We start from the raw sequence: 12,644 nt of genomic DNA on the forward strand, positions 1-12,644 counted from the left end.
CTATTTCACCGTTTTGTTTTCGTATCGCGCCGGCATTTGCTCACTCTGCACCATCTTCAAGGCGATCTCCATGCCGATATCATGAGCGGCGGCCTTGGCCCTCTGTGCATTATCGTATTGCGTGTCCAGCCTGCCACTTAGCAGTAGCTGCCAGTCACCCGACTCGGGCAATTCGTAAATGCTCCAGGTGCCGATCCAATGCACGCCGCCTTCTTCGATCCGCTCCACGAATCCGGCGGCCACCAGGAACCTGCCCACCGCATCGAAGGTGTTTACGGAACGCACACCCTGACATGCACCGCCGTCCACAGATAATTTCGGACAGACGACCGTCGACATGGGGCGGCCATTCAAGGCGATTTCGCGGCGACTGTATTTCTTGCGCACGGCGGTCTCTGCTTGATAGTCAAAGGGTCGATTCGGTGCCGACGTAACGTCACCAGACCATTGCTGCACCAACACTCACACTGCCGTCGCCACGGGTATCTTCGGTGGCGTTGAGTTTGTAGATGAAACGGCCGCTTTCACTGATGGTGGATAGCCCTACCGCAATGCCGGCTTCGCCATGGAAACTGCCGAATGCCACCGACGCCGCATTTTGATTGGGCCGGTAAGCCTGAGGCAGACCCGCAGCGGCGATCGCAGCCGCAACACCGGCGTTTGCGCGGTTATTGACGGTCTGAATCTGTCGATCGCTGTAGTTCTCGGCCCAGTTCTCCGCGCTCTGGATACCGGCATTCAATTGACTCACATTCACCGCGTCGGTGGGTGCAATGCCGGCCGCCACGTTGTGGATCGTTGCCGGTGCACCGCCGTTATCAAGGGTCACACTTTGATAGTCCACGCTGCCATTGGATGCCGTGTCGTATTGCACAGTGCTTGCCTGGGCCGCCTGCAACTGGCTGACGTTCACCGCATCGGTGCTTTGCGTACCTGCGGCGACATTCACCACTTGCCGTGTATCGCCGGCCGCACCCACGGACACCGTATTGGCTTGATTTGCCACCGAACCTTCGCCCAATGCCACGGAATTGTCGGCTGTGGCAGAGGAGCTGTCGCCTATGGCAGTACTGTCGTTGCCTGTCGCGCTGGCACCGCCACCGCCCGCCGCAGATTTGCTACCCGTTGCAACGGCGGCACCTGCCTCGTCGGACTTGAAGGCACTGCTGCCACCACTGCCACTACTGGAGATGTTGGCAATCGCTTGATTGGTGTAGTTGTCTGCCGTAGTCACCGCGCTATTTACGCCAGCCTGCAACTGACTGACATTGACCGCATCCGTCGAGGCTGATCCGGGCGCAACATTCGTGATTTGACGTGTATTGCCGGCGGAGCCTACCGATACTTCCCCTACTGAATTACTGGTGGTGGTCATGTAAGCACCGGTGTATCCGGCCTGCGCACCCACCGAGGTTGCCGAGCCCGCACCCAGTGCGATCGAGTTGGCATTGGATGCCGCCGCACCGTTGCCGATCGCGATGCCGTCTGCACCGCTCGACGTCGCCGATGGACCAACAGCCACGCTATTCGTGCCTGTCGCCGAGGAGTCAGGACTCGTCGAGTTGGCATGGAAATATTTGATACCTGCCGCTGTGCTGCCACCCGTAATGGCATTGAAGAGGCTTTGCACATTGCTATACGTATTACCGGCATAACTGAAACCGCCGGTAACCATTCCAGTCGTTGAATCGTAGGCCGCCGTGCCGCCGAACAGGTTCGCAATCGAGCCACCTAAATTCGAGCCTGCGCCTTCCAATTGACTTACGTTCACCGCATCGGTTGCGGCGCTGCCGGCGGCGACATTGGTGATCTTGCGTTGCGCGGTCGATGTTCCTACCGACACCTCACCTGCCGAAGTCTGCGTCGGCGTAAGACCAAAGGCCGTGTAGGCGCTCTGTGCACCCGTTGCTGCAATCGAACCTTGTCCCAGCGCTACGTTGGAACCACTCACGCCTGCGGTCACGCTCGCACCCTGACCTAACACCGTGGAATCAGCCACGCCGTTATCGGTAGCTTGATTACCGACGACGGTCGAAGCCGCCCCGGTCGCCGATGCACCGAAGCCACCTGCTGAAGCGTTCGCGCCCGACGATACCGGCTTTGTCGTCGTCACCGAGTTGTCGGAGACAAACGGGCCGCCCGTGCCGCTGGTGATGCTACTTAGCGCATTGTTGATGCCTGTCATCGCGCCACCCACGTTGTTATATGTGGTGCCGTCAATCGTATAGGCCGGTGCACTGACCGCACCGGTTGTGCTGTTGTATGTCGCGCCACCGCCGAGATTGGTGGCCATGCTGGTGCCTAGATTGGTCACCTGACCACCCACGCTGGTAATCGCCGTGTCAGCAGCAAACAACTGACTACCGTTGACGGCATCCGTGCTGCTCGCCGTCACCTGGCCTGCGGCTACGTTGGTAATCTGCCGTTCGCTACCCACGGCGCCGACGCTGACCACGCTGGTCGGTGTAGCCCCCGCGTAGTTATACGTCGTGCCGTTGACGGTGCCCGACGCTGTCGGGTTAGGCGCTGCCGTCACCGAATTCGAACCCAGCGCCACATCATTGGCGTTGGTCGCGGTTGCACCTGAGCCTAAAGCAACACCATTGGCCGCCACCGCATTCGCCGTATTACCCATGGCAAGCGATCCCGCGCCTGACGCACTGGATGCGTTACCCAGTGCAACCGAGCCCTCGCCCGTCGCCGTGTTGGTATTACCAAGCGCTACCGCACCTTGGTCATTGGCGGTGTTACTGGCACCCATCGCCACCGCGCCCGTGCCCGTTGCTGCATTTGGATCACCGATCGCCACGGCACCATTGCCACTCGCGTTGTTGCCGACGCCGATCGATACCGCCTGACCACCCGTAGCTGTGGCCGTCTGTCCGATGGCTATCGCACCAGCAGCGTTCGCATTGGCGCTGTTGCCGAGTGCAATCGAAGAACCGCCCGTGGCCTGCGCACCATTACCGATGGCCACATCGTTGACCACCGACGACGATGATCCCGATAACCCCGCTACAGCACTCATGCCTTGTGCTATCGAGCCATTGCCATAAGCATCCGCCTCCGGTCCGATAGCCATGCTATTTGTGCCCACTGCACTGCTATCGGCCAACGTGGAGTTGACGTGGAAATACATCACACCGCCGCCCGTCAATGCGCTATTGATACTGCTCAATGCACTACCGACGTTGTTATACGTATTGCCCTGCACCGTATACGTCGGCGCAGTCACCGCACCCGTCGTGCTGTTATACGTTGCGCCGCCACCAAGATTGGTGGCCATGCTGCTGCCTAGATTCGTCACCTGACCGCCTACGCTGGTAATGGCGGTGTTGGTGGCAAAGAGTTGGCTGCCGTTGACGGCATTGGTGCTGGTTGCCGTGACCTGACCTGCCGCCACGTTGGTGATCTGACGTTCGCTGCCTGCAACACCCACGCTCACCACACCAGCCGGTGTCGCACCAGCGTAGGTGTAGTTTGTGCCGTTGATCATGCCACCAGCCGTCGGCACCGCAGCCGCTGTGACGATTGAGCCTTGACCCAACGCAACATTAGATCCGCTCAATCCGCTGCCGATGCTTGCACCTTGGCCCAGCACCGTAGAACCGGCCACGCCGTTGTCGGTCGCTTGATTACCTACCACCGTCGAAGCAGCACCCGTTGCCGATGCGCCGAAGCCACCGGCGGATGCGTTTGCGCCCGAGGAAACCGGTTGCGTTGCCGTTACCGAATTGTTCGAAACGAACGGGCCACTGGTGCCGTTTGTGATACTGCCCAACGCGTTATTGATACCCGTCATCGCACCACCTACGTTGTTATAGGCGGTGCCTTGAATCGTGTACGACGGCGCGCTGATCGCACCGGTCGTGTTGTTGTAGGTGGCACCGCCGCCGAAATTGGTGGCTACGCTGCCACCCAGAGCTGTCACCTGTCCACCGAGCGCTGTGATTGCACTATCGGCCGCAAACAACTGGCTACCGTTGACGGCATTGGTGCTGGTTGCCGTGACCTGGCCCGCTGCAACATTGGCGATCTGACGTTCACTACCCGCCACACCAACACTCACCACACCAGCCGGTATTGCCCCAGCGTAGGTATAACTTGTGCCGTTGATCGTACCACTGGCCGTGGGTACGGCTGCGGCCGTGACGGTCGAGCCTTGACCAAGTGCGACATTCGAACCGGTCAATCCGCTAGCGATGCTCGCAGCCTGACCCAACACGGTGGAATTGGCGACACCGTTGTCCGTCGCTTGATTACCAACCACTGTTGAAGCCGCGCCGGTAGCCGATGCACCAAAGCCTCCGGCAGATGCGTTGGCGCCTGAGGAAACCGGTTGCGTTGCTGTCACCGAATTGTTGGAGACAAACGGACCGGCCGTGCCGCTGGTGAGGCTGGTCAGCGTCGTGTTAACGCCGGCCATCGCACTTCCTACATTGTTATAGGGAGTGCCTTCAATGGTGTACGTCGGTGCACTGATCGCGCCCGTCGTGCTGTTGTAAGTGGCGCCACCACCAAGATTGGTGGCCATGCTGCCGCCCAAAGTCGTCACCTGTCCACCAAGCATGGTGATTGCGCTATCGGCTGCAAACAACTGGCTACCGTTGACGGCATTGGTGCTGATTGCCGTGACCTGACCTGCCGCAACATTGGTGATCTGTCGTTCACTACCGGCCACACCCACGCTCACCACACCGGCCGGTGTTGCACCTGCGTAGGTATAACTTGTGCCGTTGATCGTGCCACTGGCCGTGGGTACGGCTGCGGCACTAACGATTGAGCCCTGGCCTAGCGCGACATTTGAACCCGTCAATCCGCTGGCGATGCTCGCAGCCCGACCCAACACGGTGGAGTTGGCCACGCCGTTGTCGGTCGCTTGATTACCGACCACCGTCGACGCCGCACCCGTAGCCGATGCGCCGAAGCCACCGGCCGCAGCGTTCGCACCCGACGACACCGGCGTTGTTGCGGTTACCGAATTGTTGGAAACAAACGGGCCGGCCGTGCCACTGGTGATGCTGCTCAGTGCGTTATTGATGCCCGTCATCGCACCACCTACGTTGTTATAGGCCGTACCTTGAATCGTGTATGACGGCGCGCTGATCGCGCCAGTCGTGCTGTTGTAGGTAGCGCCGCCTCCAAAATTGGTCGCCACACTGCTACCCAAGCTGGTGACCTGGCCTCCGACCGTGGTGATGGCACTATCCGCGGCAAACAATTGACTGCCATTGATAGCGTCGGTGCTGGTAGCCGTTACTCGACCAGCAGCCACATTGGTGATCTGCCGTTCGCTGCCCACTGCGCCGACACTGACGACGCTGGTGGGCGTGGTACCGGCGTAGCTGTACGTCGTGCCATTGATCGTGCCCGATGCTGTCGGGTTAGCTGCCGCCGTCACCGAGTTCGAACCCAGTGCCACGTCATTGGGATTGTTCGCGGTCGCGCCGGAGCCCAAGGCAACACCATCGGCCGCCACAGCATTGGCCGTGTCACCCATGGCAAGCGACCCTACTCCCGACGCACTCGATGTATTACCCAACGCTACCGAACCTTGGCCCGTCGCCGTGTTGGTATTGCCAAGCGCCACCGCGCCTTGACCATTGGCCGTGTTGTTGGCGCCCATCGCCACGGCACCCGTGCCGGTTGCCGTGTTGGGATCACCAATAGCCACTGCGCCATTACCAGTCACCGTCTCCTGACTGCCGATAGCCACCGCGCCCGTACCGCTGACTACACTCGACTTGTAACCAATGGCCGTGGCACCCGTGCCTGCTGCGGCAGCGACCGAATCTGTATTGCCAATGGCTACCGTCGAAGCCGCATTGGCTATCGAGCCATTGCCACCGGCGAAGGAACTACCGCCAATCGCCTGAGCGCCGTTGCCAATCGCCGTATCACTCGTCACGGTGCCCGCCGAAACACCTGCCACCGCACTCAGACCGATCGCAACATCGCCAGTGTTATAAGACGCCGCACCACCTGTCGAAGCGAAGCCTCCAGTACCTCCGCCGATTGCCACGGAACCGTTGCCCGCTGCCGTGGCGCCTTGACCCATAGCGATCGCCCCGGCACCACTTGATGTGGTCTGCCGGCCCACGGCTATCGACGTTAGATTCGACGCCGTTGCGGAATTGCCCACCGCGAAGGAGCCATCGCCCGAAGCTGTTGCGGGAAAATCTGAGCGATCACTTATGGCGGTGGCGTTGGCCGCTGTGACAGTAGCTCCGGCACCCAACGCCGTTCCCGTGCTCGTGGACGTGGCATCGTAGCCGACAGCGGTACCCCCTCCCGAGTTTGTAAGGCTGCCGATAGCAGTACCACCTGGCGCCGTCGCACCATTGCCGATAGCGAGTGCACTGCTGCCGGACGCCGTCGAGCCATTGCCGATAGCGACAGCGCTGGTGCCGGTCGCACTCGCCGCGGTTGCCGCGGCGCTGTTGCCGCCAATGGCAACGGAATCGGTACCACTCGCGGTAGCGTAACTGCCACCTGCAAACGAATAGCTACCGTTCGCCACCGTGTTATTGCCAATCGCCGTGTCGTTCACGCCGGTTCCGCCCGAGACGCCGGCCACGGCACCCGCGCCAAGCGCGGTGTCATTCGTGTTGTAGGCAAAGGTGTTGTAGCCACCGGCTAGCGATTGAGTACCTATGGCGCTCGTGGAGAACCCCACGGCAGTGCTGCTCGTACCGCTGGCCGTCGAGGTGGGGCCAATGGCAACGGCATTTGAACTGCCGGTAGCGAGAGCAGCATTGCCGATGGCAACGCTGCCGGTACCGCTCGCGGTGGTCACCGTGGAAGTCGCGGTGGTGGCGCCGCCAATCGCGATCGATTGTGCACCCGATGCGTTCGCATTGAATCCTCCGGCAAAGCTGCCCTGACCTGTTGCCTTGTCTTGAAGACCTAATGCGGTTGCCCATTGCGCCGCTGTCGTGCCCAGACCGAATGCGGTACCGCCGGCACCCGTCACCGTGGTGTAGAAACCGTAGAGTGTCGCGCCTACATTGCCTCCGGCACTCGCCGAGCATCCGGCTACCAACGAGTAATAGCCATTCCCATCCACTTGGGCCCTATTGACGTAGCTCGTCACGCCGTCCGGGCCTGTCCCACCATTCGTTCCATTGCCGCCGCATGCGGATCCGCCGTTGGTTGAAATCGTGCTCGCACGACTGGTGGTCGATGACAGTGACAACACCAACATCGCAAGCAACGTCATGCTCGAATACATCCTATTGCGAGCGGCATGTACCTTGACTTGGTCACGCTCAGCGTTGCGGCGGCGTATTGTCGAGGAACTGGATCGACGACGCGACGACGCGAGCTCGGAGACCAAGACAAGCGCGTTGCGAGTTCGATTCCAAACGAGACGATAGATGCGATTCATAGGATTACCCTCTCCATGAAACATGCACGTAGGTGACACACGTGCAGCGGGATCGGGTCGCACCAAGTGTGCAGTTCCCGGGGAGGGTTCCATTGAAGCGAGCATGATCTTGCCCGGATAAACCAATCCGGCAATGCTCAAAGCCGATTCGGCAAAGCGATAGGCAAATGCGGAAGACACCTACACATATGCGGCAACAATGCATGAGCGTCGGTGCGATGCATTGAGATCATCGTCCGCAGGAAGGTTATGGCGAGTCGTTCGTCCCGAGATTTTCCAGCCTAAAATTCGCGATTAGTGAAAGGCACCACGACCCGTGACAAGCGGCCGATTCTCTTCGAGGAAGTTGACTACAAAGGCACTACACACTCGTAGCTATCGGTAAAGCATCACGCTTCGCCAGCATCCGAAATACGTAATGGTGTACGCATGAGCGTGTCATGCGGCAATTCGCCAAACATATGGTGATAGTTGTCAGCGAAACGCGAGAGATCCCATAGACCGCAACTTAACGCCACCGACTTCACCGAGCGCCGCCCCACATCGGCCCGCGACAAACCACGGCACGCCGTGCACAGACGTAGCATGGAAAGATAGCGATAGGGCGAGACACCAAGAAGGTCATTGAAGGCATAGCGCAATGCGCGCTCGCTTGCGCCCGCGACCATGCACAATTCACTGAGGTAAATATCGTGCCGGATATTGGCGCGCATGAAATGCTCGACGCGCTGAAGTATCCGATAGTGCGTATGGCGGCCGCGCGAATAGCTAGGCCGGTCTTCGGATTGCGCCGCCAGGCAAACTTCCAAGTGTTCGCCAAGCAGCAACCGGGCCTCATCCCCGTTCAATGGGGACGACTGCGAATGGCCATAAAACAGTCGGCGATAGGTTTGCTCGTAATGCTCACGCAATGCATTGCCGCCCTGGCCGGACAAACGGAATAGCGAGAGCATGCGAGATGGAAGCTCTACACTGTAGGGCTCTTGCTCGCTGAATTTCTCCTTCAGGTCGTTCAGCCGCACCAGAATTACACTGAGCCGCGTCTGCGCAGCCAACTTGAACTCACTGATACCTTCGGGCAACACCGTAAATGCCATGCCCGCTTCAAGTGCTGTGCCATGGCACCAGCTTCCCTTCTGCGTGTCGTGGATATATCCGAGCAGGCACCATTCAGCCGGCAACGCGAAACGGCCACGAAATGAAAAGCCCGTCGTGCCACTGCAGAACATGGCCTGTTGTGTTGCGTGGGATTCGAAATACGCACACGGCTTACCGGGATCGAGCGGCATGATCTCCATGTCACAAACTCTGAGCACGCTGCACAGAGTCATGAGATCACATGCCTTCAATCCCTCATTGCACGCATCGTTGACGGCCGTCATCTGCACAAACCACCCCCGTGGCATGTAAGCAAAAAGCGGAGTTACCGTCGACCAGCCCGAAACAAAGCATCGGTATGTATTGGAACACTGCGCCTGGCATGGTATGCACATATTCGGCAAATAGCACTCGGCGGGGACACATTCACGATCGCCCGTCTGTTTGCAGCGGGCACCCAGCCGTATTTTGTGTGACGGAAGTGTTCAGGATCCGTGAATCACGCCGCTCACTATCGTGGCTCAAACACAGTGACATCTGGTTTTGGCCTTCTAGAAGCCTAAGCCACCAGCACCGCCCACTGCGCCAGGACAAACCTCACCCTACAGAGGTCGACTGAACGCTGCCACAGGGTCAGTTCGACGTCGTCATTTCCGCTGCATGCCGGATCTCGCTAAGCCGCTGCTTCACCACGCTTTAGCTGCGGTATTTGCTGGCAATACGCATCAGCCTCTTCAAGCAGCCATTCGCGAAACGTGCTCATGCCACGATGATCTTCCGAGCGCGGCGGGTAAACGAGGTAATACGCCTCCGGCTCGGCGACGGGCAAGTAACGGTCGCCCAGTACCACCAATCTGCCTGCGTCGATCAGCGACTTGGACGTCACCAGACGGCCCATCGCCACGCCAAGCCCTTCAAGCGCGGCATGACGCAAGGCGTCCACCGTGTCCACATGCGCTACATAGCGACGAGGCAACTTGCCGCCGTAGTGGGCAAACCAATCGTTCCAGCGATTGTTCGGGTTGGGGTCGCCGAGCAATGGCCAACTCGCGAGGTCGAGCGGGTCGGCACCAGCCATGCGTTCGACCAGCTCCGGTGCCGCCACCGGAGCGATCCATTCTCCAAACAGGCGTTCACTGCGCAGCCCCTGCCATGCGCCTTTTCCGTAGCGAACGGCGGCGTCCACCGCTTCCCGTTCGAAATTCACCAGTGCGGAACTCGACTGCAGATTGAGCTCCAACTCCGGATGTCCGGCAAGCAGGCGGGGTAAGCGCGGCATAAGCCAGCTGGAGATGATGCCGGGACTGGCACTGAGGGTAAGCGCGTCATGACGCCGCTCGCGGTAACGCGACAATGCGTGTTCGATGCCGTCGAAATGTTCGCCGACGGCTTCGAGCAGGCCGCAACCTTCAACGGTCAAGGTCACGCCGCGAGGACCACGTTCGAAGAGGCGTCGCTCAAGCCGGTCTTCCAGCTGGCGCATCTGATGACTCAGCGCGCTGACGGTAAGGTTGGCCTGCGCGGCAGCGCGCGACAGATTACCCAGTCGCGCCACTTGTACGAATTGCTGCAAAAGACTGAGTGGAACCCTGCTCATCTTGAATATCCCTCAAACCTGCCTTGTAAATATATCGCTTTTGCCTGCCAGGGACCCCCATTACCTTGAGCACACCCCAACACCGATCAGGAACCCGCCATGCGTTCGCCATGGGTCGATTTGCTGTTCCTTCATGGCCATGCCACCCCTACCAAGCTGGCATGGCGCCCGGATGCGCCGGCCTGTCGCTGCAAGACTGGGCAGGTGGAAGTGGACGTCGCCCAATTGCCGTTGCCCACTTGCACGGAACACCAGCCGGACTGCACCCCCAGCCCGGCTTGATTACGGCTGACAGGGACCTACCTCGGAGAGATCATGTGCTGAAACCCCGGCACATCCATCCCCGCCATTCGAGGATCTCTCCATGCAGCACCGTCAACTGGGCCGCTCCAGCCTTTCCGTCGCTCCCCTCGCCTTCGGCGGCAACGTGTTCGGCTGGAGCGTGGACGAACAACGTTCCTTTGAACTGCTCGATGCCTTCGTCGACGCCGGCTTCAATCTGATCGATACCGCAGATGTCTATTCCGCATGGGCTCCCGGCAATCGCGGCGGCGAATCGGAAACCATCATCGGCAAGTGGCTCAAGCGCAGCGGCAAGCGCGACAAGGTGGTCATCGCCACCAAAGTCGGCAAATGGGTGGAGCACACCGGCCTCTCGCCCATGAACATTCACGAAGCGGTTGAAGGTTCGCTCCAGCGCCTGCAGACCGATCGTATCGATCTGTATCAATCGCATGCGGACGATGCCACGGTGCCTTTGAGCGAAACGCTCGGCGCTTTCGCGCGCCTGATCGAGCAAGGCAAGGTACGCGTCATCGGCGCCTCCAACTACAACGCCGACCGATTCGCCGAGGCGCTGAAAGTATCGAAGGAACACAACCTGCCGCGCTACGAAAGCCTGCAACCGGAATACAACCTGGTCAGCCGCAGCAGCTATGAGAAAGAACTGGAGCCGTTGATCCGCGAGGAAGGCATTGGCGTGATCAACTACTACGCGCTCGCCAGCGGCTTCCTGAGCGGCAAGTATCGCAGCGACGCGGATCTGGCCAAGAGCCATGCACGTGGCGGTTCAGTGAAAAAGTACCTCAATCCCAAGGGATTGAAGGTGCTCGCCGCACTGGACGAGATTGCCGCAGCACACAAGGCGACACCTGCACAAGTCGCACTGGCATGGTTGATGACCCGCCCTGGCATTACCGCGCCCATTGCCAGCGCGACCAGCGTTGAACAACTGCAGGAGCTTTTCGGCGCGGCAAAATTGTCGCTGACACCGAATGAAGTTGCCGCGCTCGATGACGCCAGCATAGGTTTCTGACATTTGCGTGGCCAAGCGCTACGCACCACGACCATGGTGCGTAGCGCGCTCACGGCTCACAGTTGTTGCCTCTAATGCCGCCGGCGGTGAAAAGGCGCATTACTTACCGGGTTCGCTCTGATCAGCTTCATTCTGCTCAAGCTCATCCGGCGACTGCACCGTATACCCCTGGGCCTTCAGATGCGCCAAATAACCATCCGGCGCCAGGACATCGTTCATCTGCAGCACCGCAAACGTCTGCGCATTGCGGGCCAGTGCGTCCTGCGCCGCCTTAAGCCACATGTCTTCAATATGTTGCGGCAAATCGTGCAATCCGAGTTCCTGAGCGAAACCGGCATTGAGCACCGCATCCACACAGGACTCGTAGCGGTCATTCAACGCAAAACGTTGCAAGGCGTGGATATCCCCCGTCGACCAGGCGTTCGCCCGCTGGGTCAACGCCCCCATCTCGTTCTGCACCACGTTCAAGGTCTGGTTGAAGCAGCTGACATCATGCAGGTTGGTTTGCTTGATGGATTGCAGCGCATCGCGCGGGTGTTCGATCACCAACTGATATTTCAGCGGCACGCGCTTCACGCCGTGAGCGTCGGCCATACTCTGCACCGTTTTGCTGACATCGTTGGCGTTGGTGAGTCCGGCCTTGTCGAGCGCCTTCTTGTACAACTTCAGCGCAGCAAAGATCGGACGCCAGTATTCGATGCTGCTGTCATTGCCGAAATACTGTTGCTTCAGCACTTCCCATCGCGCGTACATGTCCGGCGGCAGAATCTGCTGCAAGTTGGCGCCATCCGGATTCTTACGCGCGCTGTACGCCGACGGCAGCAGCATGAGCTTGCCGAAAAATCCCACGTTCGCCTTCACATCGGCCTGCGGCAATTCCAACAGCTCCTGGGAATGCGCAAGTACTTGCTCCACGTCCGCCGAATGCCACTCCATGCCCCGGGGCAGCGGCGTCAGCACACCAAGCACCCACATGACGTGATCGCCCTTGCTCACCTTCCACAGCCCCGGCCCCGGCTGCACGCCACTCACCGTCACCGCTGGCAGCAGTGGCGCGTTGGCACTTGACGATGATGGGGCGCTGCTTGACGCCGCCGGCTCTGATTGAGCCCATGCGGGCGAGATCGCAGAAAAAAACAGCAGGCCTAGAACCATGGGGATACGCACGCGTGATTGCTCCTGGATCGCCGATAAACGAAACGACAGCCACTTCATGGTTCTAAGGACCGCATGAACAGGACCACGTT

7 protein-coding genes and 1 pseudogene are annotated in these 12,644 nt (G+C 59.8%); 2 read left to right on the forward strand and 6 right to left on the reverse strand.

The window, feature by feature from the left end; genetic code table 11:
* The 5 genes and pseudogenes from ISN74_RS17995 to ISN74_RS18010 all read right to left on the reverse strand — a co-directional run bounded on the left by ISN74_RS17995 (position 1) and on the right by ISN74_RS18010 (position 10,082).
* On the reverse strand, positions 1-462 hold the full coding sequence (locus ISN74_RS17995; RefSeq protein WP_188800525.1) for a hypothetical protein: 462 nt from the start codon (positions 460-462) through the stop codon (positions 1-3).
* Positions 437-7,219, reverse strand: coding sequence for a hypothetical protein (locus ISN74_RS18000; RefSeq protein ID WP_229679358.1), 6,783 nt, complete (start codon positions 7,217-7,219; stop codon positions 437-439). The genes ISN74_RS17995 and ISN74_RS18000 overlap by 26 nt, the downstream gene beginning before the upstream one ends.
* 69 nt (positions 7,220-7,288) lie before the next feature.
* Positions 7,289-7,492 (reverse strand): annotated as a pseudogene (locus ISN74_RS21360) (ESPR domain-containing protein); the annotation flags it as partial.
* 284 nt (positions 7,493-7,776) lie between these two features.
* Positions 7,777-8,685, reverse strand: coding sequence for a helix-turn-helix domain-containing protein (locus ISN74_RS18005; protein ID WP_229679360.1), 909 nt, complete (start codon positions 8,683-8,685; stop codon positions 7,777-7,779).
* A gap of 473 nt (positions 8,686-9,158) precedes the next feature.
* On the reverse strand, positions 9,159-10,082 hold the full coding sequence (locus ISN74_RS18010) for a LysR substrate-binding domain-containing protein (protein ID WP_188800529.1): 924 nt from the start codon (positions 10,080-10,082) through the stop codon (positions 9,159-9,161).
* Between the two features lie 99 nt (positions 10,083-10,181).
* Between ISN74_RS18010 and ISN74_RS18015 the strand changes: the two genes are divergently transcribed.
* Positions 10,182-10,364, forward strand: a complete 183-nt coding sequence (locus tag ISN74_RS18015; RefSeq protein ID WP_188800531.1) for a hypothetical protein — start codon at positions 10,182-10,184, stop codon at positions 10,362-10,364.
* Between the two features lie 82 nt (positions 10,365-10,446).
* Positions 10,447-11,397 (forward strand): aldo/keto reductase, encoded by a 951-nt coding sequence (locus ISN74_RS18020; protein WP_188800534.1) that lies wholly within the window; start codon positions 10,447-10,449, stop codon positions 11,395-11,397.
* Positions 11,398-11,496: 99 nt separating this feature from the next.
* Here ISN74_RS18020 and ISN74_RS18025 read toward each other — a convergent pair whose 3' ends face one another.
* Positions 11,497-12,564: a TraB/GumN family protein gene (locus tag ISN74_RS18025; protein WP_229679362.1), complete on the reverse strand. Its 1,068-nt coding sequence runs from the start codon at positions 12,562-12,564 to the stop codon at positions 11,497-11,499.
* Positions 12,565-12,644 lie beyond the last annotated feature (80 nt).

Origin of the sequence: Dyella caseinilytica, from assembly GCF_016865235.1 — a bacterium.
Classification (GTDB): domain Bacteria; phylum Pseudomonadota; class Gammaproteobacteria; order Xanthomonadales; family Rhodanobacteraceae; genus Dyella_B; species Dyella_B caseinilytica.

Excerpts from the sequence above, each read along its gene's own strand:
- ISN74_RS18005 (WP_229679360.1), bottom strand. The coding sequence starts at position 8,685 with ATGGAGATCATGCCGCTCGATCCCGGTAAGCCGTGTGCGTATTTCGAA.
- ISN74_RS18010 (WP_188800529.1), bottom strand. The coding sequence starts at position 10,082 with ATGAGCAGGGTTCCACTCAGTCTTTTGCAGCAATTCGTACAAGTGGCG.
- ISN74_RS18015 (WP_188800531.1), top strand. The coding sequence starts at position 10,182 with ATGCGTTCGCCATGGGTCGATTTGCTGTTCCTTCATGGCCATGCCACC.
- ISN74_RS18000 (WP_229679358.1), bottom strand. The coding sequence starts at position 7,219 with ATGACGTTGCTTGCGATGTTGGTGTTGTCACTGTCATCGACCACCAGT.
- ISN74_RS18020 (WP_188800534.1), top strand. The coding sequence starts at position 10,447 with ATGCAGCACCGTCAACTGGGCCGCTCCAGCCTTTCCGTCGCTCCCCTC.